Source organism: Seonamhaeicola sp. ABD4_340, from assembly GCF_056312135.1.
In genome coordinates this window covers 2,859,698-2,883,927 of sequence record NZ_CM149981.1, presented here as the reverse complement: position 1 = coordinate 2,883,927, position 24,230 = coordinate 2,859,698, and the positions used below count along the sequence as shown (strand labels likewise).

Here is a 24,230-nt window from a genome sequence, read left to right as displayed (position 1 = left end):
TTTTAAATATTAGCCACTTTAACACTTTATAGTTTTAACACATTACGTTGTAAACATGGTTGGCATGTGTTTCAATATGTGTTTTTAATTGGTTTTCAACAGCAGTAACTACCTCTGGATATATAATTTGGTTTGTTTCATCACAATATACTTTAGCTATTTCGGTGGCTAAAACTAAGGTATTATTAAAGTGATTGGTTATGTATTTTAAAAAATAACCATTACCAAAAAACGTGTCGTTTATTTTAGCAGTTTGTGCTATTCCGTTTGGTAGTTTTATACTTTCCAGATTTTGTCTCCATAACTCAATAACCTCTCCAAATCGTTTATTATCTAGGTTTGTTGTACCTAAATTCCATGTAGGCACTTCCCTATCCCAACGTTCCCAATTATAACTATGCATATCATAAACCGTACAGAAACCAAAAGTTTTTTCTAAAGTTTCAATAAGCGCATATACAACTTTATAAAAGTTTGCATGCTTATTTAAGCTTTGGGTTTTAGCTTCATTAGTTAATGGTGTTTTCCATAGCGCTTTACCCCAGGCTGTTGTAAACACAGCTTCTTCTGGCGTACGATTTAAATCGTATTCAAACCTAGAATCGCAACCTGCAATAACAATTGGGTGACTTTGTATCATAGTTTTTGTTTCGGGGTCTTCTTCATACCACCGTTCATAAGCAGTATGAAAACAATTACTCCAAAGGTCTTTTCTAAATTGATGTCCGTTATGAATAGCTGCACAAGCATAGGGCACATAACTTTCAATTTTTATAGTAAAACTATAATCTGAAGCCACGGCATGAAATGTTTTTTTATTGGCAATATTGGTAATTATATTTTCAACACTAAGCTTATTCATGCTTCAAAATATGCTGTAATTGATTATAAACTACTTGTTCCATGGTGTTAAAATCTCCATCGGCAAATGCCATGAGTTTAATATCGGCAAATAAATCGGCCAAATCATTTCTAAAATAATCATGTGCTTTTACAGCTTCAATAATATTTTCAATGCTTTGGTAATCGTTATCTTTTTCAAAACGATCATACACCAATTTGTACACATTTTTATCAACTCTATTTAAAATATAGTCTTTTTCTTTGTTGCTTTCATTTAAATCTGAATGCGCAACATAAAGTAAAATATAAGCTAAAAGTTGTTGCTTTGTCCATGTGCTTGGGTGCTCCATACTTGCTGGTACTAATGTGCCCCACTCTGTCCAAGAACCATCATAAACAGCTACATTTTTATATCCTGAAATTTCAGCACCTAAAGCCAAAACACAGGCTGTAATACCAGACCCACATGAAAAAATAACAGGCTCGTTTTTACTTTTTATTACGTTTGAAAATGCTTTAGCTATTGTTTCTTCATCTTTTAAAACACCATTTTTTAACAGATTAGTAAACGGTAAATTAACAGAATTTGGAATGGTACCCGAACGCAAACCTGCTCTAGGTTCTGGTTCTTTTCCTGAAAACCTGCCTTCAGAACGCGCATCAATAATTGTATGTGTTTTATTGTTTGAAGCTTGTTTTACATCATTAAAAAACATCATATATTCTGGTTGAAGATTAGCCATAAAATCACCTTTTTCACCAGTATAAGGCATTGCTTTTTCTGTTTGAAGATTACTTTTTAACCAAGCAGGAAAACCGCCATTTAAAATTGCTACATTATTGTAACCAAATGCTTTAAACAACCACCATACGCGGGCACTAGAATAAATACCTTTATCATCATAAACCACAATGGCACTATTATTATTGATGCCTAAATTTTGAGCTTCGGTTTGAAATTGTTTTTCCGAAGGAAATGTACTAGGGAACGCGCTACTAATATCACTAAACGTTTCTTTTATATTAAAAAAACGGGCTTTGGGAATTTGTATAGAATCTGCGTTTAATGTTTTTGCTATGGTGCCATCTAACACCACTAAATTTGAGGCGTTAATATTATTATTTAGCCATGTTACCGATACAACCGGATGTAATAGTGTTAGTTGATTATTCATAATTATTAATAAAATGCTTTATATGTTTCTGGTATAAAAATCCATTTATTGTTAACTTTAAAAAAGGCATCTCTTTCTTTTATTAATTTACCTTCATTATTAATAAATTGAATGCCGTAAACAACAACATCATTATTAATAAACTCATGTAACATGCTATAATTTTGTGGTACACCACCTAAATGACGCCACTCTACCAACTGCATTTTATTTGATGACACAATGGCTATTTTGTCGGTTTTATTATCTAATAACATTAGGTTTTTTGGCATCTCATCAACCACAGCCCACCTACTTTTTGAGTATTTAAATAATTGTTCTGTTACTAAACTATCTTTTGCTATAAATTTTATATCTGCTTTTGTGGGTTCAAATGTTTTAAAAAAAGAATAATCAGTATCTTTTTGCAGTTTTGTCATAATACTTAACAACTCTTGTTTTGGTGTTTTTTCTTTTTTACATGAAATTAAAAACACCCCCAAGCAAGCAATAGCAATTATTAATTTTCTTTTCATTGGTATTTTAAATTTTAAGCGTCTTGTACGGCTTTACGTAAGCGTTGTCTTCTATCAAAAGCTTGTAATTTATCTAGCACTTTCATTTCTAGAAAATCTACCACTTTTTCTTCAATTTTAGTTTTTAATTTATACACTTTATTTATGTATGTGATACCTCCGGGAGACATTACATTAACCTCTACCAGTTTACCACCAATAACATCAATACCCACAAAATAGAGCCCGTCATTTACTAATTTAGGTCCAATTTGTTTGCACAATGCTTTTTCTTCTTTACTTAGCGTGTGCCTTTGTACGCTGCCTCCTGCGGTAATATTAGATCTGTGATCTTCATTACCAGGAACGCGTTTCATAGCGCCAATGGGTTCTCCGTTTAAAAGTAGAATACGAACATCGCCTTTATCGGCTCCTTCAATATAATCTTGCAGTATCACGTAGTTTTTAGTGCCATCTCTATTGGTTATGTAAAAATCTAACAGCGAATTAATATTACTCATTGCCGATTTTTCAATTAGAATAACGCCAGATCCGCCATAGCCATTTAATGGTTTCAGTATCATTTTATCTGCCTTAGACTCTTTAATTTGCCTGATCAAATAATTTTTACTTTTTGAAACATGCGTGGCAGGTATTATATTGCTGTGTGCATCACCAAAGGCTGCAGTATAGAGTTTATTATTTGCTTCGCGAAGTCCTTCTAAAGAATTCATTACAAAAACATCATCTTTAACAGAATCTAGAAAATTAAGCATTAACGGATCTAGTGGCGGATTTGCTCTAAAAAATATAACATCAAACCCCGCTAACGGTAACATTTCTTTTCTAAATTCAACCTTATTATAAAACGATTTTAGCGCTGCTGGTGTTTTTTCCATACGCTTAATAACCGAACAATTTGCTGTTGTAACACTGTTTCGTATGGTTAAATCTGCTGGAACACACATGGCTACACCGTGGTTACGTTTTACACATTCTTTAATTAATGCTAATGTTGAATCTTTTTCTGGGTCTATTTCTTCCCAGGGGTACATTAAAAAGCAAACATTCATGTTTGTTATATTTTAGGGTGTTTAATTTTATTGATAGCTAAAGTTAACCATTTTTTTTAGTTACATAAAGCCAAAGCACTTTTTTAACCTGCTTTTAATAACATGCTAAATTTGCCTACTTTTAATAGTTATTTAATAAGAAACACAGCAAATTAACATATTAAATTATTAATGCATCATTTTAAGAGTGATGCAATAACAAAGATGTTAAGCTTTATGCTAAACAAAAAGAATTTTGATTTTACTACAATGCAAAAAGCTATTAAGAATGCATTTTGTTAATTAGATAGTAATCTGCTAAAACTAAAGCTGCCATAGCTTCTACAATTGGTACGGCGCGTGGTACAACACATGGGTCATGACGCCCTTTACCTTGCATTTCAACGGTTTTACCATGCTTATCAATAGTTTCATACTTTTGAATTAATGTGGCTACCGGTTTAAAGGCTACATTAAAGTAAATATCCATACCATTGCTTATACCGCCTTGTACGCCACCTGAAAAATTTGATTTTGTACTACCATCGTTATTAAATGCATCATTGTGCTCACTTCCATACATGGTACTACCGTGAAAGCCACTACCATATTCAAAACCTTTAACAGCGTTTATTGATAACATTGCTTTACCTAATTCGGCATGTAATTTATCAAAAACAGGCTCACCTAAACCAACAGGTACATTTTTAATAACACAGCTTACAATACCGCCAACAGTATCTCCTTTACTACGCACTTCTTTAATATAGCTTTCCATTTGAGTTGCCATTTCAGGGTCTGGGCAACGTACTATATTTTCTTCGGCTTTAGCCAAATTTAAATCTGTATAAGGCTTATTAAGTTTCATGGTTCCTACACCAGACACATAGGCTGTTATTTCAATACCTTTAAGTAATTGTTTGGCTATGGCACCTGCTACTACTCTACAAGCGGTTTCGCGTGCAGAACTACGTCCGCCACCACGGTAATCTCTAAAACCGTATTTTTTATCGTACACATAATCGGCATGACTTGGTCTGTAGCTATCTTTTATATGCGAATAGTCATGAGATTTTTGGTTGGTATTTTCAATTACAAAGCCAATTGGTGTTCCTGTAGTTTTTCCTTCAAAGATGCCTGAGTGAAATTTAACTGTATCAGGCTCTTTACGTTGTGTTACTATGGCAGATTGCCCTGGTTTACGCCTATTTAACTCGTGTTGAATTGCATCTAAATCTAAAGCTACACCAGATGGACAACCATCAATTACGCCGCCTAAAGCGGACCCGTGAGACTCTCCGTAAGTGGTTAAATTAAATAGTTTTCCAAAGGAATTTCCTGCCATAACAAAAATTTTGTGCTAATGTAAATGTTATATCACAAAAACAAAAATGAAATTGGCTGAAACAAACTATATAAATACAAAAAATGGTAACAATAGCTTAACAATATTCTCATATATAAATAATTATGCGGTAATGATTACATAATAGTAAAAACTGTTATTTGTATAAACCATTAACTCCCTAATATTGAAAGTAAAAAGAAAAATAGAAATTGCCGTTATATCTGATGTTCACCTAGGAACATACGGATGCCATGCTAAACATTTGTTAACATACCTTAATAGTATTGATCCAAAAAAATTAATATTGAATGGTGATATTATTGATGTTTGGCAATTTAGTAAACGTTATTTTCCAAAATCACACTTAAAGGTGATTAAAAAAATAATGGATATGGCTTCTGATGGCGTTGAAATTTTCTATATCACGGGAAATCATGATGAAATGCTCCGTAAATTTAGCGGTACAAGTATTGGTAATATTGCTATTGTTGATAAGCTTGTTTTAAATTTAGATGGAAAAAAAGGGTGGTTTTTTCATGGTGATGTTTTTGATGTCTCTATTCAGCAAGCAAAATGGGTAGCTAAACTAGGTGGTTACGGGTATGATTTACTTATTTTAATAAACAGACTTGTTAATTGGTATTTAGAAAAACGTGGTAAAGAGCGCTATTCTTTCTCAAAAAAAATAAAAAACAGTGTAAAAAAAGCGGTTAAATTTATTAATGATTTTGAAACCGTAATATCTGATTTAGCCATTGAAAACGGTTATGATTATGTGGTTTGCGGCCATATACATCAACCTAAAATGGAATACAAAGAAAATAAACACGGTAAAACCATGTACCTAAATTCTGGTGATTGGGTTGAAAACTTTACCGCTTTAGAGTATCAATTTAAACGCTGGAAAATTTACAACTACAACAAAGACAAACTAGCGCCTTTTTACATTGATGATTCTATGGAAGACTTAGAAGTTAAAGATTTAATTGCTGCCATTACCATTGTAGACAAACACGAAAAAAACTAAATCACAACAACTACTTAAAAAACAAATACTTACCTGTTATATTGTTTTTTTAAGCACAAAAAAATAAATATTACATAGTTTTTGGCGTTATTTTTGACAAAAATCTAAACAAAGTATTTTAACGTACTTTGTTTTAGAACATCAATTAAAACAAAAAATTAATTTTTATGAAAAAACTATGTATTGCTGTAATAGCACTAGTATCATTTGTATTTACAACAAACGCGCAAAGTATATCTGAAAATGCTTTAGGCTTACGCTTAGGTGATAGCGACGGCTTTGGTGCCGAAATTTCATACCAAAGAGCACTTGGTGATAGCAATCGTTTAGAGTTTGATTTAGGCTGGAGAGATGGAAACAACTACGATGGTTTTAAACTAGCAGGTTTATACCAATGGGTTATGCCTTTAGATGGTAACTTTAACTGGTACGTTGGTGCTGGTGGTGGTATTGGCTCTTTTAGTATTGATACACCAGGCAATGATGTAACAGACACGTTTATTTTTGCTGCTGGTGATATTGGTATTGAGTATGATTTTGACATTCCGCTGCAGTTATCATTAGACTTCAGACCAGAAATTGGTTTTGGTGATGATGTTTATGATAACAACGATTTAGATTTTGATATTGCTCTTGGCATCCGTTATCAATTCTAACAAAACACAAAAAAATATCATAAAGCGCCTTATAATGGCGCTTTTTTTATTGTATAAATTTTTACGGTGAAATATTTTGAACCTTTACTTAAACTCAATTAATTATCTTTAAAAATCAATTACACTAAATATTACACCATGAATATTAAACACATTTGCTATTTTTTCATGTTTTCAATGTTGATTTTCAACTGTAAAAACAATACAAAAAAACAACCTGAAACACCACAAAAGCAAAAATTAAAAGCGCTCATTTTAGATGGCGAAAACAACCACGGTGTCTGGCCAAAAACAACCTTTATGATGAAAAGTTATTTAGAAGAAACTGGCCTTTTTGAAGTAGATATTACCAGAAAAACATACACTTGGATTGGGCCACATTACAATGAAATTGAAGGCGTTACAGATATTAATGAACTACTAACGCTCTACCCTTTAAATGATGGTGTAAAAAGAACAGCTGTTGATGAACCTAAGGAAGACCCAAATTTTAATCCAGATTTTGAAAACTATGATGTTGTAATAAATAATTTAGGTTGGAAATCTTCAAATTGGCCAGAAGCCACTAAAACAAAATTTGAAAACTATATGAAAAATGGTGGTGGTTTGGTGGTTGTGCACGCAGCTAATAATGCTTGGGGGCAATGGGATGCATACAACAAAATGATTGGCTTAGGTGCTTGGGGCGATAGAAATGCACAAACAGGCCCGTACATTTTTTATAATGATGCTAATGAAGTTGAACATGACCCATCTGAAGGTATCTGCGCTTCGCATGGAGCTCAATATGAATTTCAAATTCAAACCAGAGCTGAAAATCATCCTATAATGAAAGGATTACCAAAACTATGGCTACACACAAAAGACGAGCTATATGATAGAATGCGTGGTCCTGGAAACAACATGACTATTTTAGCTACAGCCTATTCTGATGTTGAAAAAAATGCACCACCTTGGAAAAAAGACGTAACTGGAACCGGAAGGCATGAGCCTATGTTAATGGCTATAAATTACGGTAAAGGCAGAATATTTCACTCTGCTCTTGGGCACATGGATTATTCGTTTGAATGTGCTGGTTTTATAACCACATTTCAACGCGGTGCTGAGTGGGCTGCTACGGGAAAAGTAACACAAGAAATACCTAAAGATTTCCCAACAGCAGACAGTACAAGTGTAAGAAAGTGGGTTTATAAACCTTAATTTATTTTTAGAATGAAGCTAATTACTAACAAAAATGTTAGCATTTTTTTTAATAGCTACCCAGAACATGTAAAACCTAAAATGGATGCTTTAAGAACATTTATAATTGATGTTGCAAAAAATATTGAAGATATAGATACCTTAGAAGAAACTTTAAAATGGGGAGAACCTAGCTATATAACCAAACACGGAAGCACCTTAAGAATAGACTGGAAAGTTAAAACCCCTAATACATATTATATTTATTTTCAATGCAATAGCAAATTAGTAACCACATTTAGGTTATTGTACAAAAATATGCTAAGTTTTAACGGTAACCGAGCCATAGTTTTAAATTTAAATGAATCACTACCCAAAAACCTTTTACAACCTTGTATTGTAGCTGCTTTAACATATCATAACGTAAAACATTTGCCCTTTCTTGGTATTTAATAGTATCTTTATACAAAAACACATTGCTACATAAAATTCCTCAAAGCATAACAAAAGAAGTAAAAACAGCGCTAAGTTTTTTTCCTGAATTAGCTAAAACACCTATTGAATTTAAATTCAAAAAAAATATAAAAAAATCTACTATGCAGGCACAACCTAAATTGGGTAGTTTTTTTAAACCAAAACACAAAAGGCATTATATTATTTTAATTAGTGAATCTTTTAAAATAGCTGATAAAAAGTTTTTAACAAAGCACATACCTTCTGATATATTCATAGGTTGGATTGGTCATGAATTAGGCCATATTATGGATTATAAAACACGCAGTAACTTCAACTTAATACAATTTGGTATTAAATATTTACTGTTTGAAAAACATATTGTAGAAGCTGAGAGAACCGCTGATACTTTTGCTGTAAACAACGGTATGGATAAGTATATTTTAAAAACGAAAAACTTTATTTTAAACCATGCTGATATTACCGAAAGCTATAAAAAACGTATAAAACGTTATTACTTATCACCCGAAGAAATCATGGAATTGGTTAATAACCGAAATAGTTTAAAAAGTTAAAATGTTATTGTGATTTTACAAAAGTTTCCCAAGCTGTAAAGGTGTCTTCACCCATTACACGTTCCATTTTAACTTGCCCACCTTTTTTCTTGTTTTTTGCGTTCCATTCATGAAACATTTCAGGGCTTACCAATGTAACTTTTACGCCTTTTAATGCTTTACTCCTGGCTACTTTATAGTTTTTATTAGCTGTTTTTAATGCTTCATCTAAAGCATTTGCAACATCTGTTTCATCTAAATTTGTATTGTCTGCTCCTATATACCAAAAATGATAAAACTCATCATCATCACCGCGTTTTGCACAAATGGTATATTCTGTAATTTTAGTAGAAAACGTATCTTCTAAACTCTTCATTGCAGCATCCATTTTATTAACAGATAGTTGAGAACCTACCGTATTTAAAAAGAATTTTGTACGGCCTGTAATTTTAATTTCAGCACGTTCAATGTTAGTAAACTCAATGGTATCGCCAATTAAATAACGCCATGCCCCACTAACGGTGCTTATAATTAACACATAATCTTGCTCTAATTCAACATTTTCAAGCGTTACAACGGGTGCGTTTTGAGCTAAAGAACCATCTTGATTAATAAATTCTGGTTTAAAAGGCACAAATTCAAAATAAATACCGTGGTTAGTATTTAATTCCATGGCCGTAGTTTCTGGTCTGGTTTGTGTTGCTATATAACCTTCGGAAGCCAAATAAGTATCTATAACTGTAACTGGTTTTCCCATTAAGGCATGAAAACTTTTTTCATAAGGCCCAAAAGCTACACCACCAGACGTATAAACCATTAAATTTGGCCAAATATCATGAATATTGTTCAAATTATGATATTCTATTACTTTTTGAAGCATTAACTCTATCCAAGACGGAATACCGCTTAATGCACCAATGTCCCAATCTTTAGCACGTTTAGCAATTTGTAAAACACGAGCATCCCAATCGTCAATTTTAGCAATATTTTCACCCGGTTTATAGTAGCTTTTAAACCAAAATGGAATATTACTAGCGCTTATGCCGCTAATTTCGCCTTCAAGAAAATCGTTATGTTCATTTAAATCGGTTGAGCTTCCTAACATCATGATTTCTTTTTCAAAAAAATCTGCTGGAAAGTCAAAGTTTTTAAGTGCTAAAACCTGCTTAATTCCAGATTGCCTAATGGCAGCTATCATAGCATTGGTTACTGGAATTCGTTTGCTAGTTTTACCTGTTGTGCCAGAGCTTAAGGCAAAATAGTTTAAATCTCCCGGCCATGTTACATTGGTTTCACCTTCATGTAATTTGTGCCACCATGCTTGGTGCATGTTATGATAATCAAAATAAGGAACTGTTTTTGAAAATGCCTTTTGAATATCTTCTGAAGCTAAAATAGCCTCAAAATTGTAATGTTTACCAAATGCTGTGTTTTTGGCTGTTTCTAAAAGTTCTTTTAATACATTTTTTTGAGATTCTAAATGATTTGTTTCTGAAGAAAACGTATCAGACAACTCAATAAAACCTTTAATTAAACTTCCTAAAACGGCCATGTATGTGTTTTTTAAATTATTAAAGTACCAAACATTTACTTAAAGTATCTTGATAAATAGCTTCGTATTGCGGTACTATTTTATGTAAATCGAATTTTAATGATTCTTTTCTAGCATTATCTTTAAATGTTTTCAATCTTTCATCGTCACTTAAAATATGTAGTGCATTTTTAGTCATATCATCAATATCTCCAACATCACTTAAAAACCCAGAATAGCCATGTACATTTACTTCGGGTATGCCGCCGGTATTGCTTGAAATTACAGGTACACCCGATGCCATAGCCTCTAAAGCCGCCAACCCAAAACTTTCGGTTAATGAGGGCAGTAAAAACAAATCGCTAAAGCACAATATTTTATCTATTTCATTACTTCTTCCAAAGAAAATAACCCTATCTAAAATACCTAAATCTGCACATTGCTTTTCAATGTTTTCTTTTTCAGGGCCTTCACCAATAAACATCAATTTAGCTGGAATTTGCTTTTGAATATTATAAAACACGCTAATAACATCATGCGCGCGCTTTACAGGGCGCAAATTACTAATATGTGTAATTATTTTCTCGTCTTCATTTGCCATAATATGGCGTTGGCAATCTGTAAAACCTTGGTTACTATATTTTTCTAAATCAATAAAATTTGGTACAACGTTTATACTTCTTTTTATATCAAATAACCTTAATGTATCATCTTTTAAACTTTTAGAAACGGCTGTTACCGCATCAGATTTGTTGATGCTAAAAGTAACTGCTGGTTTGTAAAACGGATGACTACCAACAAGTGTAATATCTGTACCGTGTAAAGTAGTTACAATAGGCACATGAATACCTTCTTCTTTTAACATTTTTTTTGCCATGTATGCAGCATAAGCATGCGGTATTGCATAGTGTACGTGTAAAATTTCAATATTGTGAAGCTTTACCATATCTACCAATTTACTTGACAAAGCCAACTCATAAGGTTGGTAATGAAATAATGGATATTCTGGTACAGTAACTTCATGATAATGCACGTTATTACTTATTAACTCTAACCTAACGGGCTGATTGTATGTTATGAAGTGAATTTCATGCCCGCGTTTAGAAAGTTCTAACCCTAACTCTGTTGCAACTACGCCACTACCACCAAATGTTGGGTAACAAACTATGCCTATTTTCATTGGTTTTATTTTATGCTTTATTAATTTTCAATGGCTTCATAAATAAAGCGTTGAATTTCTGTTCTTATATTTTCTCTTAGCAGCAAATTTTTACCTGCATTTGGATACGTTCTGTTAGCTAAAAACACGTATACTAAATCGGCTTCAGGATCTGCCCAAGCGTAGGTTCCTGTAAAACCAGAATGCCCAAAACTTGTCATAGACACACAACCGCATGTTGGCCCTTCTTCGTCTAATTGCGGTTTATCAAAACCAACACCACGCCTGTTTTTATTTTCACAAAAATAGCAGGTGTTAAACTTATCTATTGTTTCTGGTTTAAAATAGCGCTTACCGCCATAAAACCCTTTTTGTAAAAACATTTGCATAATTTTAGCAACATCATTAGCATTACTAAAAATACCTGCATGCCCGCCAACACCATTTTGCATTGCAGCTCCCATATCATGTACAAAACCATGCACTTTTTGATGGCGGTAATAGTCATCAATTTCTGTAGGTACAATTTTTTTATTGCTTATTTTGTAATATGGATTGTACAGCGTGTTATTTGCCCCTAAAGACTGATAAATATGATCTTGCACTAACTCGTCTAAAGATTTGTCGTAATGTGTTTCAATAAATTTCTTTAAAATGTAATAAGGAAAATCACTGTAGCGGTAACGTAATCTATCTAATAGTTCTGAATCTTTTATAATTTCCTGAATAGAATCTTGATAATCAGACCTTAAATACATGTTTTTTGTAACTTCAATATTAAACTGATCACTCTTTTCTGATCGATAATATTTTTTACTTGGTTTTTTTGTTATGGTGTCTAGCGTATGATAATAAAAAGGTTCCCAAGGGCGTAATCTTGCATAATGTGATAGCATTTGCTTTATTGTAATATTGGCTTTATTACTAGTTTTATATGCTGGTAAAATTTCTGATAGCTTGGTATCTAAAGACACAATACCTTGCTCTTCAAGTTCCATTAACAAGGGCAATGTAGCTAATATTTTTGTTAGTGAAGCTACATCATAAATAGCATCAAAAGTTACTTTTTGGTTGCCTTCATAGGTGTGTTTTCCAAAGTTTTTATTGTAAATAACTTTACCTTTTCTGGCAATTAATAGTTGTATACCTGGTGTCATTTTACCATTAACAGCTAGGTTTGCCATAGAATCTACTTTTTTTAATTTTTCTGAACTCATTCCCACACGCTCTGGAACGGTATAACCTAAACGACTTATTTGATTGTAATGAATACCTTCATTTAAACTAAAATGCCCTACTGAAACCGGTAAATTTCCTTTAGCGGGTAATGCACCAAAAATTATTTGAGCAGATTTTTCTTGAGCTATTTTACTGTTTTGATAGCTCACAATAATGCTTTCAATATTTTCAATACTTTTAATGTTTGATAGTGCATAGGGGCGCACAAAAACATCTAAAATAACATTGTGATTTCTTGCTATTTCTTGTAACCAAACAATTTCTTGATTTGTAAATTTATAGGCTTTCCAAGGGTTAGCATTGGAACGATGAAAACCAACCACTACCGTATTATACGATTTTAGCTTTTGTATTAAGTCATCTAAATTATCAGATTTTATTTGGTGTATTTTATTGTATTTTTTTAGTTCATTATAAAAAACACTCCCATCATCATCACCCAAATGCACATAAGCCATCGTTTTAGTTTCTAACTGCATTAAAGGCAATAAATTATTACTGTTTTTTACAACGGTAACCGCATTTTCAATAAGTTCTTCGTATAATATGTCGTCTTGTAGCCTGTTTAAATCTTCAACTAAATTGTGAATACCAATAGGTTTATAATTATTTAAACCTACTTTATACTTAGCTTGAAGTATTTTTTTAACTGAATGTGCTAACCTTTCTTCAGTTATAATTTTATTGTTAAACGCATATACAAATCTGTTAATAGCTTGTTCTGGATTTTCAGACATTAACATGACATCATTACCTGATAAAAAGGCAAGTAAATCTACCTCACCGCCTTTAGGCAAGGTTTTGGGAGCAATACCATCAACCGCTTTTTCGGCATAATTTGCAGCGCCTTTCATGGTTAAAGCATCTGTAAAAATAAGACCTTTAAATCCTAACTTTTCTTTTAAAATATTAGTAACTATATGTTTTGATAGAGATGAAGGGTAATTTGTACGAGGCTCTAAACTTGGCACACTCAAATGAGCCACCATAACACTTGATAAGCCTTCTTTTATTAACTTTCGGTATGGATATAGCTCTATAGAATCTATACGTTTTTCATCAAAATTAATACTTGGTAAGGTTTTATGAGAATCTGTTTCAGTATCTCCATGTCCTGGAAAATGTTTTGCATTTGCTAAAACACCGGCGTCTTGCATACCTTTCATAAAGGCTAATGCTTTTTCCGTAACATTATCTCTATCTTCACCAAAAGAACGATTTCCAATTATTGGGTTGTTGGGGTTTGTATTAATATCTACAACAGGTGCAAAATTAAAATGCACCCCTAACCTTTTATTGTGCTCACCTATGTGCTTGCCTGCACGTTCAACAAGTTTTGCGTCTTTAATAGCACCTAAAGTCATATTCCACGGAAAAGCATACGTAGAATCTAACCGCATGCTTAAACCCCATTCTGCATCCATACCTATTAATAATGGTACTTTGGCTGCAAATTGTAGCTCATTATTAAGTTTTGCTTGCCTTACAGGACCGCCAGTTGAATAAATAACACCTCCAATATGCGATTTTTGAATGAGCTGTACTATCTTGTTTTTTTCGGCTAAACTTTGGTTAGACATTACCTGCACCATAAACAACTGCCCTACTTTTTCTTTTAAAGACATGTTGTTGTAAATGCTATCTACCCATTTTTTTTGAGATTCAGCATCATCTGTTAATAACGGATTTGGTGTATTTTGTGCATATAAAGCACTGAATATAAATAAGAAAAAACTATATATAAAGGTTTGACGCATAGGTGTATTTTTTGGCTTATTAGTTTTGTTTTATTTACACTAATAATCATGCCAAAATACTACTTTTAGCAACAAGATAAAAAGACTTTAAGATAGTTTTATAAATAAGAAATTAACCACGTTTTGGGTTACTCTATTAAATCAATATGCCTATCGTGGTAGCCTAAAAGATACAGTACGCCATCTAACCCAATACTTGATATTGAGCTTTGTGCATTGTCTTTTACTTTTGGCTTTGCATGAAATGCAATACCTAAACCGGCAAGATTTAGCATTGGTAAATCATTAGCGCCATCACCAACAGCAATGGTTTGGCTAATATCAATACCTTCTTGTTCGGCTATTTGTTTTAAATATTCAGCTTTCTTTTCGCCATTTACAATTTCACCTAAATAGTTACCCGTTAAAGCACCATTTTTTATTTCTAATTGGTTAGCATACACGTAATCTATACCCAATTCTTTTTGTAAATAGTGCCCAAAATAGGTAAAACCACCAGATAAAATAGCGGTTTTAAACCCGTAGTTTTTAAGGGTATCAATTAATCGTCTGGCTCCTTTTGTAATAGGCAAATTAACAGCAACATTTTGCAATACATCTTCACTTAAACCTTCTAAGAGTTTCATGCGTCTTTTAAAGCTTTCGTTAAAATCAATTTCGCCTTGCATTGCTGCTTCGGTAATGGCTTTAACCTGTTCACCAACACCTGCTAATTCTGCTAATTCATCAATAACTTCGGTTTGAATTAAGGTTGAATCCATATCAAAACACACTAAACGTCTGTTTCTTCTAAAAATGTTATCTTCTTGAAAAGCAATATCAACATCTAATTCTTGCGATATTTGCATGAATTTCTCTGTAAATTCTGCTTTATTATCAATTCTTCCTCTAATAGATAATTGAATTGATGCCCTTGGATAATCGTCTTTTTTAACCAGAGATAAACGCCCAGTTAAACGCTTAATAGCATCAATATTTAGGTTTTTTTCAGAAATTATTTCTGTAACCCTAGATATTTGTTCGGCTTTTAGTTTTTCTCCTAAAATGGTAACTATGTACCTGTTTTTTCCTTGTTGGTTTACCCAATCTTCATAATCTTCAAGAGAAATTGGTGTAAATTTGCAGTTAATACCTAACTCATAGGCTTTAAAAAGTAAATCTTTTAATACGGCTGCCGATTTTTTTTTAGATTTCACTTCAAACATCATTCCTAAAGAAAGTGTATCATGTATGTTTGCTTGCCCAATATCTAAAACTTTGGCATTGTATTGCGCTAAAACAGCTGTTAATGCCGATGTTAAACCAGGTTTATCTTGTCCGGAAATATTTAGTAAAAAAATTTCTTTAGCCATAATTTAGTTGTTTCACTTTTACGTTTGTAAAAATGAATATTCTAATTGAAATATGAAAGTGATTTTATGCAGAATTAATTATTTAATAAATCTGTTGTGCCAACTTTCACTTGCAGGCACTTCCCAATTTTCTTCAAACTCTGCTTTATTTGCTACAAGGTTATTAAAAACAATGGTGTTTTTAGACACGGCCTTGTCTTTTGCCATTTGTTTAAAATCTGTTAATGATTTATAGGCAATAAATTCACCTTGTTTGTAAGACACATTCATTTTATCCATTAAATCAACATTATAGGTTTTTTCTAACTGCTGAATAAAATGTACTGAAGCATCAATTGAACAGCCTGTAGCTGCATTTAAATTTTGATTTAAACCCAGTATTATGAATCGTTTGTATTTAATTTGATAGCCCGCTTGTAAATCTGAACCATGTGCAGTCCAGTTTTCTATAAACGTATTTAGTTTTGATGAAATTTCAGCAATTTCATCTTCGGTAAACGAACGGTTTGCTTGATATATCCAGACTCTTGAGGCTTCTGGTAATGTATTAAAATCTACTAACATTGTATAAATTGTGAATTTACCTAAATTATAATTCTTCAGAATTTGCTATAAGTTCAGCAATATCTAAAACAGTTATTTCGGCTTCCTTTTCTTTAGCTTTTACACCATCAGTCATCATTGTATTGCAGTAAGGGCAGCCCGTTGCTATGATATTTGGTTTGGTTTCAAGTGCATCTTCGGTTCTTAACACATTAATATCCTTATCTCCTTTTTCAGGTTCTTTAAACATTTGTGCACCACCAGCTCCACAACACAAAGCCGTTTGTTTGTGGCGTTTCATTTCTATTATTTCAGCATTCGTATTTTTTAATACATTTCTAGGTGCATCAAACTCATTGTTTGCTCTACCCAAATAGCACGGATCATGAAATGTAATACGTTTGCCCTTATACAAGTTACCTTGTAACGTTAAACGGCCTTCTTGTATTAAATGTTGAATAAATTGCGTATGATGCAATACTTGATAATTACCACCTAAACTTGGATACTCATTTTTTAAACAGTTGTATGAATGCGGATCGCAGGTTACAATTTTTTTAACCTGGTAAGCGTTTAAAACTTCAATATTCATTACTGCTTGCATTTGAAACAAAAACTCGTTTCCGGCGCGTTTTGCAACGTCGCCCGTGTTACTTTCTTCGGTGCCTAAAACTGCAAAATCTACATTGGCTTTATTAAGAATTTTAACAAATGCTTTTGTTATTTTTTTTGCTCTATCATCATAGCTTCCTGCAGAACCAACCCAAAATAAAATTTCTGGTTGTTTGCCTTCGGCCATAAATTCTGCCATTGTTTTAACTATCATACTCAATGGTTTTTATTAGTTCTCTGTTTTCTTTTTACTTTCAAGCATTAAATCTTGCTTGTAAGTTTTAGCTGCTTCTAGCAAATCAGACGATAATACTTGGTAAAATAAAGGCGAATTAGCGTCATAATTTACAACAACCCATTCATTATTTGTGGCATCTTCTTTTAAGAAAATGGTTATTCTATCGCGCATTAAAACATTCATGCTATTACTTGATGTAAACTCTACATCCATGCCTTGAGCTTTCAATATTGAAATCATCATTTTTTTTGATTCTTCGTCAAACTCTTGTTTTTTAAAGGTCATATTCATAGCCATATCATAGGTTACAAAAGCGTAAACTAAATTGTTGTTTTCGCCTTTAAACACTTCAGATATTTTATATGAAGGGGTTTCTTTTGGTAGTTCTATTGAAAACTCATCATTACCTTCAAACGTGCCTTTTATAATTGGTAGCATTTGTTCTTTTGGTACTAAATCAAACACTTTGGGGTGTGTCATGTTTAATAAAGATTCAAAATCTTTGTTTAAAACATCGGTAAACATTTTGTCTGCCATTGCTTTAACTTCGGCCTGTTGCGCGTGCATTAACAATGGAAAAAATGCTATTAAAAATGCTACGGTTTTAAAAAAGGTTTTCATGTGTGTATTGGGGTTGTTTGTTTATTCGTCTTTCCAGTTTAATCTGTCCATTTGGTTATATGGCCAAGGGGCACCGTTGTTTTCAATGTTTGTCATCATATTATTTAATTCAACGGGTGCTGCACTTTGTTCCATTACTAGGTAACGGCGCATTTCTAAAATAATTGATAATGGATTGATGCTTACAGGACATTCTTCTACACAGGCATTACAAGTGGTACATGCCCAAAGTTCTTCGTTTGTAATATAATCACCTAAAAGTTGTTTACCATCATCTTTAAACGCTCCATTATTAGCGTCAATATTTTTACCAACCTCTTCAAGACGGTCTCTGGTATCCATCATAATTTTTCTTGGCGATAACTTTTTACCTGTTAGGTTAGCAGGACACGCCGATGTACACCTACCACACTCTGTACAAGTGTAGGCACTTAAAAGTTGTACCCAATTTAAATCTTGCACATCACTTGCACCAAATTTAGCTGGCATTGCTGGTTCAGCGCCTTCTGGTGGTGCTGCAAAAGGGTCTACGTTAGGGTCCATCATCATTTTAACCTCTTTTGTAACCGCCTCTAAATTATTAAACGCTCCTTTAGGTTTTAAGCTACCATAATACGTGTTTGGAAAAGCTAAAATTATATGGAGGTGTTTTGAAAAATATAAATAGTTTAAAAATATTAAAATACCCACTATGTGTAACCACCAAGCGGCTCTTTCAATTATGTGTAATGTGGTTTCTGGCATGCCATTAAATAATGGTGCTATAAATTGACTAATTACGTTACCGTTATTCATGTTTTGAAAGGTAACATCGGTAGCATTCATTACTAAAAATAGTGTCATTAATACCATTTCAAAATAGAGAATGAAGTTACCATCATTTTTGGGCCATGTGGTCATTTCACTTTTCCAAAAACGACTTAGTTTCATAACATTTCGTCTTATCCAGAAAATAACAACTGCAACAAAAACTAAAAAGGCTAAAATTTCAAAAATGCCAATTAATACGCCGTAAATGGGGCCAATACCCGAAAACGCTCTGTGTGTACCAAAAAGCCCATCAATTATAATTTCTAAAACTTCAATATTAATTATTATAAAGCCTACATAAACTATAATGTGTAAAATACCAGCTATGGGCCGTTTTACCATTTTACTTTGCCCTAAGGCAATCATTGCCATATTTTTTAAACGTTCCTTTTTATTGTTTGAAACGTCTACATCTTGCCCCAGTTTTATGTTTCTTATTAGTTTTTTAACGTTTTTTGCAAAATATCCTATGGCTACAATTAGCAGGATAGCAAAAATGATATTTGGTAGGTATTGCATACTATTACTATTAATTTTCTTTAGAATAAGGAATTTCTTTTTTAGAAAGAATTCTAAAATAACGTTTTGGATGTAGTTTAATGTCTCTTAAAAGTTCTTCTAGCTCGCCAGTGGCACCTTCAATATTATTATACAAACCATCGTCTTTTAAAAGTTTGCCCATTGAGCCTTTTCCGCTTTCAACACTTGCTAAAATATTGTTGAAGTTTTTTAAAGTAGCTTCTAAATTTGCAACGGTAGCACCTATATTGGCATTTGCTAAAGAATCTGACACTTTTGAAAAGTTTGCCGACATATTATCTACATTACTAAGTGTGTTATCTAATTTGGTTTTGTTTTCTGTAACTATGTTATTTAATGTGCCAGATGTTTGCTTGAAATTGGCAAGCACCGCATTTAAATTAGCCAAACTGCTTTTTAAATTGTTTTTTGTTTGGGCATCAAACACTTCGTTTATATTTTTTAAAAGTTCTTCGGCTCGAATTAAAGTACCGCCAAGGCTTTCTTGCAATGGTGTTAATTTTTGGTTTACAAGCTCGCTTAATCCGGCTTTTACAGTGCCTTGTAAATCGTCACCATTTTTAGCAATTTCAGCATTATCAAAAGCAGGTACAATAGCCACGGCTTTACCTCCAATTAAGCCAGCTTCATACAACTCTGCTTTACTATTTTTTGAAAATTGATAATCACTATCAACCAACAATGTTACCTTTAATTTTGCAGACCCATCACCTTTAAAACTTATATTGGTTACTTTACCAACTATTAATCCATTTATTGTAACCGGCATTGAAGGTGTTAAACCTTCAACATTATTGTATTCTGTGTAAAATGTTCTAGAACTATCTAATAAATTTTGACCTTTTAAATAATTAAAACCAAAAATTAACAGTACAATACCTGATATTACTAATAAAGCTGTTTTTACTTCTCTAGATATTTTCATTGGGTTGGTTTAGTTTTTTTGATTTTGGGCTAATATTTAAGCCATAAATATAAAGGAAACTATATTGCAATTAAATACAATTTACCGTTTATAGCAAATTTAGAATAATTTTGAATAGGAAATTTTTAATTGGCTGTTGTTTTTAAAGCTTCGGCTAAACTTATTTTTTTACCGTTTTTAAAAGCCACTATAAAACTAGATTTGTACCCTTTACTTTTGGCCTCTTCTTCAAGTTTTTTTGTAGTATCATAATTATGCGTACTACCGTAATAATATTTGTAGAGATTGCCTTCTTTAATACGCGAAATCTCACTTAAACCCTTAAAATTATAGGGTTTAGTTTCTAAAGCTTTTGAACTAGCTGCTATTTGAATTTTATATTCAATTGAAGTATTGGTAGTTGTTTCTGTAGTTTCAATTTCAGGTAAATTGGCACTTACAGAAACACTTTTTTTATTTAAATTGAAGTATTTAATATAGTTTTCAACAGCATTGTATAAAGATTTTGTCATTAAAGCTTTTCCTTTTTTAGAATTTAAAAAATCTTCTTCTTTTTTATGTGTTAAAAACCCAAGTTCAACTAAAACACTAGGCATGTATGTGTATGCTAATACATAAAATATATTTTGTTTTACACCTCTGCTACGGCGTTTAGCAGTTGTTTGAAACTCATCTTCAATATATCTGGCTAATTTTATACTACGGTCTAAATATTCTTCTTGCGCAATCATTAAACCTAAAACAGATTCTGGTGAATTTGGGTTGAAATCTTTATAAACCTCTGTATCATCTTCTAAAGCAATAACACTATTTTCACGCTTGGCAACCTCTAAATTTTGTTTATTTTTTGTTAAACCTAAAACATAGGTTTCAGAGCCGTAAGCACTACCTGTTTTTCCTGGTTGCGCATTACAGTGAATAGAAATAAATAAATCTACATCCTTTTTATTTGCTAAAACGGTTCTACCATTTAACGTTGGGTACGTATCATTTTTTCTTGTGTATAATACTTTAACGTTGTCTAGTTTTTTTTCTATCATTTCACCCAAATCTAATGATACATCTAAAGCAATATCTTTCTCAGTGGCTTTATATCTTCCAGTTCCTGGTGTACCAGAATCTTTACCACCATGCCCAGGATCTATCATTATTACAAATGAATTTGAAGCAGCTTGTGCCTGAACATTATTTAAAGAAAATGTTAATACTGAAATTATAAATACGAAAAAGGATATTCTGTACGTTTGCATAAATGTTTAAACAACTAAAAAATTGAATTATTGCTTTGGTTTTTTACTGTGCAGATTTTTATTTTAAATTTTAATAAATCACACAAAAAATATATGTAATTTTGGCAATTCAAAAACCGAGCCATACTTTTACAAAAATACATTAAAAGCGTTGCATACAAACAACTTTAAAATACTTTTTGTGCTAAGTTTTACAGTGTTTATTAACACGTTAAGCTACAGCCAAGATATTCCCAAAAAAGGTAAATCTATTGGCGCAACAGTGAAAGATTCTGTGGTGGTTAATATTGATAAACCTACTGAACCCGAAGCTTTAAACTCTGAAAAAATTGCAGATACCACTGTTACAGACAGTGTTAAACCTAAAGAATTACTTGAACATATTGTAAAATACAGTGCTACAGATTACACCAAATTCAACAATAAAAAACAACAATTATACTTGTATAACAATGCTAAAATTGATTATGGTGATATGAATATTTCCGCAGGTAGTATTACTGTAGATTACGGTACAAATACAGTTTATGCACGCGGAATTACAGATACTATTGATGGCTACACACAAAAACCCGTGTTTACTCAAGGTAGTAATGTTGTTGAGCCAGATTCTATTGTTTTTAACACTAAATCTCAAAAAGCATTAATTTATAACTCTGTTACAGAACAAGGCGAAGGCAACGTTATTGCAAGAATTACTAAAAAGGAAAATGACTCTGTTTACTTTATTAAAAACGCCAAATACACCACTGCAGAAAATCTTGAAGACCCAGATTATTACATCAGACTTTTAAAGGCCAAAATTGTACCCGGTAAAAAAATAGTTACAGGGCCTGCAGGTATTTATATTTATGATGTACCAACACCTGTTTGGTTGCCTTTTAGTTTTTTTCCGCAAAGCGAAAAACATACATCTGGTATTATAATTCCAACCTTTGGTGAACAAAATGATAGAGGTTACTTTTTACAAAACGGTGGTTACTATTTTGCTATAAGTGATTATATGGATTTGGCCGTTTTAGGCGATTATTACACCAATGGTAGTTTTGGTTTACGCCTAGAAAATACCTATGCCAAACGCTACAGATTTAGAGGTAATTTAGCCTTTAGGTATGAAAACCTTATTACTAGTGAGCGTGGTTTTCCAGATTATGCCCGAAACACTATTTATAATCTACGCTGGTCTCATAGTCAAGACTCTAAAGCCAACCCAAGCTCACGCTTTTCAGCATCGGTAAATTTAGGTAGTAGCACCTATTACAGAAATTCTATAAATCAAATAAATTCTGGTAGTAATTACTTAACAAACACTTTATCATCTTCGGTTTCATACTCAAAAACATTTCAAGGTGAGCCTCAAGTTAGTTACAGTTTAACGGCAACACATTCTCAAAACACCAATACTCAAACCATAAACATGACTTTACCAACATTTCAAGGTAGTGTTGGTAGAATGTATCCGTTTTCATCAAAATCGGGTTCTAAAAAAGGTATTATTCAAAATATAAATCTTCAATACAACGTACGTGGTGAAAACAGAATTGCCACTGTAGATTCGCTTTTCTTTAAAAAAGAAATGTTTGATGATGCCCGCGCTGGGTTTCAGCATACAATACCAATTAGTACAAACTTCAAAATATTTAAATATTTTAGTGTAAGTGCTGGTGCCAATTACAATGAGGTTTGGACTTTTAAAACCATTGATAAACGTTTTAACTCTGTTTTAGGTGAAGAAGAAGTTGAAACCATTAATGGCTTTGATGCTTACAGAACTTACAATTTTAGCACCAGTATTGGTACCACTGTTTATGGTATGTTTAATTTTGAAAAAGAAGGTAAAGATACCAAGCTTAAAGCCATAAGGCATGTTATGCGGCCTTCTATTAGCTATAATATTAATCCGGCTTTTGATAAATATTACAATACATACGAAGAAGAAGTTATTACTGCCGATGGTTTAACAACCAGAGACGTTGAGTTTTCAAGGTTTGAAGATGCTATTTTTGGTGCACCAAACAAAAATTTTTCAAGTTCAATGGGTATATCTTTAGCCAATAATTTTGAAGCTAAAGTAAAAGACCGTGACAGTACAGCAACCGAGCCTAAAAAAATTAAATTACTAAACAGTTTAAACTTTTCATCGGCCTATAATTTTGCCGCAGATTCTTTACAATGGAGTCCGGTTAGAATGAGTGGTAGTACGCAACTTTTTCAAAACCAAATGAGTATAAATTTTGGTGCAACTTTAGATCCGTATGCGCTAGACAACAATAATACACGTATTAACAAATTTAATATTGATAATGGCGGTAGTTTATTTAGGCTAACAAGCGCTAACTTAACGGCTAGTTGGTCTTTATCAAACAAGAATAAAGGTAAAGACAAAGGCAATACTTCGGCCAGTGATAATCCTGAAGATTTTTTACCCAAAAACATGGATTTCTCTAATGACCAAATAAACGAATACCAAAACAATAAAGACACCAAAAAGGGTAATAATGATGAAGATGAAGAACCATCAAAATTCTTCAATCATAAAATACCTTGGAATGTGCGTTTAGCCTATGCCGTAAATTATGCCAATTCACGAAGGCAAAATGAAATTTCATCGCACTCACTCATGTTTTCTGGTGATATTGAGTTAACTAGTAAATGGTCTATTGGTGCTTCATCTGGTTACGATATTAAAAACCAAGGCTTTACATACACTCAATTTAGGTTTCAAAGAGATTTAGAAAGTTGGAATATGAATTTTAGTTGGATACCTTTTAGCGATAGAACCTCTTGGAATTTCTTTATTGGTATAAAATCTAGTATTTTGAAAGACCTGAAATACGAAAAACGAAGACAACCAGACCAACAATTATAGCAC

21 protein-coding genes are annotated in these 24,230 nt (G+C 32.5%); 6 read left to right on the top strand and 15 right to left on the bottom strand.

Translation table 11 applies throughout. The features are described 5' to 3' along the window. Nucleotides 1-34: 34 nt before the first annotated feature. The 5 genes from ACYX4H_RS12495 to aroC all read right to left on the bottom strand — a co-directional run bounded on the left by ACYX4H_RS12495 (nucleotide 35) and on the right by aroC (nucleotide 4,909). Nucleotides 35-862, bottom strand: coding sequence for an N-formylglutamate amidohydrolase (locus ACYX4H_RS12495; protein WP_476236618.1), 828 nt, complete (start codon nucleotides 860-862; stop codon nucleotides 35-37). Continuing rightward, a complete protein-coding gene (locus ACYX4H_RS12490; protein ID WP_476236617.1) occupies nucleotides 855-2,018 on the bottom strand; it encodes a sulfurtransferase in 1,164 nt (387 codons plus the stop codon). The genes ACYX4H_RS12495 and ACYX4H_RS12490 overlap by 8 nt, the downstream gene beginning before the upstream one ends. A gap of 5 nt (nucleotides 2,019-2,023) precedes the next feature. Continuing rightward, on the bottom strand, nucleotides 2,024-2,533 hold the full coding sequence (locus tag ACYX4H_RS12485; protein ID WP_476236616.1) for a hypothetical protein: 510 nt from the start codon (nucleotides 2,531-2,533) through the stop codon (nucleotides 2,024-2,026). Between the two features lie 14 nt (nucleotides 2,534-2,547). Further along, the gene (gene gshB, locus ACYX4H_RS12480; RefSeq protein WP_475296150.1) at nucleotides 2,548-3,585 is read right to left on the bottom strand and encodes a glutathione synthase; all 1,038 of its coding nucleotides are present in this window, start codon (nucleotides 3,583-3,585) and stop codon (nucleotides 2,548-2,550) included. Nucleotides 3,586-3,847: 262 nt separating this feature from the next. Then, nucleotides 3,848-4,909, bottom strand: a complete 1,062-nt coding sequence (gene aroC / locus ACYX4H_RS12475; RefSeq protein WP_476236615.1) for a chorismate synthase — start codon at nucleotides 4,907-4,909, stop codon at nucleotides 3,848-3,850. A gap of 187 nt (nucleotides 4,910-5,096) precedes the next feature. On the opposite strand from aroC, the gene ACYX4H_RS12470 reads away from it, so the two are divergent. From ACYX4H_RS12470 to ACYX4H_RS12450, 5 genes are all read left to right on the top strand, one after another. Then, nucleotides 5,097-5,939, top strand: coding sequence for a UDP-2,3-diacylglucosamine diphosphatase (locus ACYX4H_RS12470; RefSeq protein WP_476236613.1), 843 nt, complete (start codon nucleotides 5,097-5,099; stop codon nucleotides 5,937-5,939). Nucleotides 5,940-6,106: 167 nt separating this feature from the next. Further along, on the top strand, nucleotides 6,107-6,595 hold the full coding sequence (locus ACYX4H_RS12465; RefSeq protein ID WP_475296147.1) for a hypothetical protein: 489 nt from the start codon (nucleotides 6,107-6,109) through the stop codon (nucleotides 6,593-6,595). 138 nt (nucleotides 6,596-6,733) lie between these two features. Further along, complete coding sequence (locus tag ACYX4H_RS12460; RefSeq protein WP_476236612.1) at nucleotides 6,734-7,795, top strand: ThuA domain-containing protein; 1,062 nt, start codon at nucleotides 6,734-6,736, stop codon at nucleotides 7,793-7,795. A gap of 12 nt (nucleotides 7,796-7,807) precedes the next feature. Continuing rightward, nucleotides 7,808-8,227 (top strand): DUF1801 domain-containing protein, encoded by a 420-nt coding sequence (locus tag ACYX4H_RS12455; protein ID WP_476236611.1) that lies wholly within the window; start codon nucleotides 7,808-7,810, stop codon nucleotides 8,225-8,227. 23 nt (nucleotides 8,228-8,250) lie between these two features. Next, complete coding sequence (locus tag ACYX4H_RS12450; RefSeq protein ID WP_476236610.1) at nucleotides 8,251-8,802, top strand: hypothetical protein; 552 nt, start codon at nucleotides 8,251-8,253, stop codon at nucleotides 8,800-8,802. A gap of 4 nt (nucleotides 8,803-8,806) precedes the next feature. Here the strand turns inward: ACYX4H_RS12450 and ACYX4H_RS12445 are convergent, their stop codons facing one another. The 10 genes from ACYX4H_RS12445 to ACYX4H_RS12400 all read right to left on the bottom strand — a co-directional run bounded on the left by ACYX4H_RS12445 (nucleotide 8,807) and on the right by ACYX4H_RS12400 (nucleotide 21,358). Further along, nucleotides 8,807-10,333 carry a GH3 family acyl-acid amido synthetase gene (locus ACYX4H_RS12445; protein ID WP_476236609.1) on the bottom strand — a complete coding sequence of 509 codons (1,527 nt, stop codon included), beginning with the start codon at nucleotides 10,331-10,333 and terminating at the stop codon, nucleotides 8,807-8,809. Between the two features lie 19 nt (nucleotides 10,334-10,352). Then, complete coding sequence (gene bshA, locus ACYX4H_RS12440; RefSeq protein ID WP_476236608.1) at nucleotides 10,353-11,492, bottom strand: N-acetyl-alpha-D-glucosaminyl L-malate synthase BshA; 1,140 nt, start codon at nucleotides 11,490-11,492, stop codon at nucleotides 10,353-10,355. A gap of 20 nt (nucleotides 11,493-11,512) precedes the next feature. Then, on the bottom strand, nucleotides 11,513-14,467 hold the full coding sequence (locus tag ACYX4H_RS12435; RefSeq protein WP_476236607.1) for a glycoside hydrolase family 3 N-terminal domain-containing protein: 2,955 nt from the start codon (nucleotides 14,465-14,467) through the stop codon (nucleotides 11,513-11,515). A gap of 128 nt (nucleotides 14,468-14,595) precedes the next feature. Then, complete coding sequence (gene serB, locus ACYX4H_RS12430) at nucleotides 14,596-15,819, bottom strand: phosphoserine phosphatase SerB (protein WP_475296140.1); 1,224 nt, start codon at nucleotides 15,817-15,819, stop codon at nucleotides 14,596-14,598. Nucleotides 15,820-15,897: 78 nt separating this feature from the next. Continuing rightward, complete coding sequence (locus ACYX4H_RS12425) at nucleotides 15,898-16,383, bottom strand: ABC transporter ATPase (RefSeq protein ID WP_476236606.1); 486 nt, start codon at nucleotides 16,381-16,383, stop codon at nucleotides 15,898-15,900. A gap of 25 nt (nucleotides 16,384-16,408) precedes the next feature. Continuing rightward, nucleotides 16,409-17,188: a (Fe-S)-binding protein gene (locus tag ACYX4H_RS12420; protein ID WP_476236605.1), complete on the bottom strand. Its 780-nt coding sequence runs from the start codon at nucleotides 17,186-17,188 to the stop codon at nucleotides 16,409-16,411. 15 nt (nucleotides 17,189-17,203) lie between these two features. Then, complete coding sequence (locus tag ACYX4H_RS12415; protein WP_476236604.1) at nucleotides 17,204-17,833, bottom strand: hypothetical protein; 630 nt, start codon at nucleotides 17,831-17,833, stop codon at nucleotides 17,204-17,206. Between the two features lie 21 nt (nucleotides 17,834-17,854). Next, entirely contained in the window at nucleotides 17,855-19,162 is a 1,308-nt protein-coding gene (locus ACYX4H_RS12410; protein ID WP_476236603.1) for a 4Fe-4S dicluster domain-containing protein, read from the bottom strand. Nucleotides 19,163-19,172: 10 nt separating this feature from the next. Beyond that, nucleotides 19,173-20,108: an MlaD family protein gene (locus ACYX4H_RS12405; protein WP_476236602.1), complete on the bottom strand. Its 936-nt coding sequence runs from the start codon at nucleotides 20,106-20,108 to the stop codon at nucleotides 19,173-19,175. 125 nt (nucleotides 20,109-20,233) lie between these two features. Continuing rightward, nucleotides 20,234-21,358, bottom strand: coding sequence for an N-acetylmuramoyl-L-alanine amidase family protein (locus ACYX4H_RS12400; protein WP_476236601.1), 1,125 nt, complete (start codon nucleotides 21,356-21,358; stop codon nucleotides 20,234-20,236). Between the two features lie 181 nt (nucleotides 21,359-21,539). On the opposite strand from ACYX4H_RS12400, the gene ACYX4H_RS12395 reads away from it, so the two are divergent. After that, nucleotides 21,540-24,227 carry a putative LPS assembly protein LptD gene (locus ACYX4H_RS12395; protein ID WP_476236599.1) on the top strand — a complete coding sequence of 896 codons (2,688 nt, stop codon included), beginning with the start codon at nucleotides 21,540-21,542 and terminating at the stop codon, nucleotides 24,225-24,227. Nucleotides 24,228-24,230 lie beyond the last annotated feature (3 nt).

Excerpts from the sequence above, each read along its gene's own strand:
- ACYX4H_RS12405 (WP_476236602.1), bottom strand. The coding sequence starts at position 20,108 with ATGAAAATATCTAGAGAAGTAAAAACAGCTTTATTAGTAATATCAGGT.
- ACYX4H_RS12460 (WP_476236612.1), top strand. The coding sequence starts at position 6,734 with ATGAATATTAAACACATTTGCTATTTTTTCATGTTTTCAATGTTGATT.
- ACYX4H_RS12435 (WP_476236607.1), bottom strand. The coding sequence starts at position 14,467 with ATGCGTCAAACCTTTATATATAGTTTTTTCTTATTTATATTCAGTGCT.
- ACYX4H_RS12415 (WP_476236604.1), bottom strand. The coding sequence starts at position 17,833 with ATGAAAACCTTTTTTAAAACCGTAGCATTTTTAATAGCATTTTTTCCA.
- ACYX4H_RS12400 (WP_476236601.1), bottom strand. The coding sequence starts at position 21,358 with ATGCAAACGTACAGAATATCCTTTTTCGTATTTATAATTTCAGTATTA.
- ACYX4H_RS12455 (WP_476236611.1), top strand. The coding sequence starts at position 7,808 with ATGAAGCTAATTACTAACAAAAATGTTAGCATTTTTTTTAATAGCTAC.
- ACYX4H_RS12485 (WP_476236616.1), bottom strand. The coding sequence starts at position 2,533 with ATGAAAAGAAAATTAATAATTGCTATTGCTTGCTTGGGGGTGTTTTTA.
- ACYX4H_RS12490 (WP_476236617.1), bottom strand. The coding sequence starts at position 2,018 with ATGAATAATCAACTAACACTATTACATCCGGTTGTATCGGTAACATGG.
- ACYX4H_RS12445 (WP_476236609.1), bottom strand. The coding sequence starts at position 10,333 with ATGGCCGTTTTAGGAAGTTTAATTAAAGGTTTTATTGAGTTGTCTGAT.
- gshB (WP_475296150.1), bottom strand. The coding sequence starts at position 3,585 with ATGAATGTTTGCTTTTTAATGTACCCCTGGGAAGAAATAGACCCAGAA.
- ACYX4H_RS12420 (WP_476236605.1), bottom strand. The coding sequence starts at position 17,188 with ATGATAGTTAAAACAATGGCAGAATTTATGGCCGAAGGCAAACAACCA.
- bshA (WP_476236608.1), bottom strand. The coding sequence starts at position 11,492 with ATGAAAATAGGCATAGTTTGTTACCCAACATTTGGTGGTAGTGGCGTA.
- aroC (WP_476236615.1), bottom strand. The coding sequence starts at position 4,909 with ATGGCAGGAAATTCCTTTGGAAAACTATTTAATTTAACCACTTACGGA.
- ACYX4H_RS12495 (WP_476236618.1), bottom strand. The coding sequence starts at position 862 with ATGAATAAGCTTAGTGTTGAAAATATAATTACCAATATTGCCAATAAA.
- ACYX4H_RS12410 (WP_476236603.1), bottom strand. The coding sequence starts at position 19,162 with ATGCAATACCTACCAAATATCATTTTTGCTATCCTGCTAATTGTAGCC.
- ACYX4H_RS12425 (WP_476236606.1), bottom strand. The coding sequence starts at position 16,383 with ATGTTAGTAGATTTTAATACATTACCAGAAGCCTCAAGAGTCTGGATA.
- ACYX4H_RS12465 (WP_475296147.1), top strand. The coding sequence starts at position 6,107 with ATGAAAAAACTATGTATTGCTGTAATAGCACTAGTATCATTTGTATTT.
- serB (WP_475296140.1), bottom strand. The coding sequence starts at position 15,819 with ATGGCTAAAGAAATTTTTTTACTAAATATTTCCGGACAAGATAAACCT.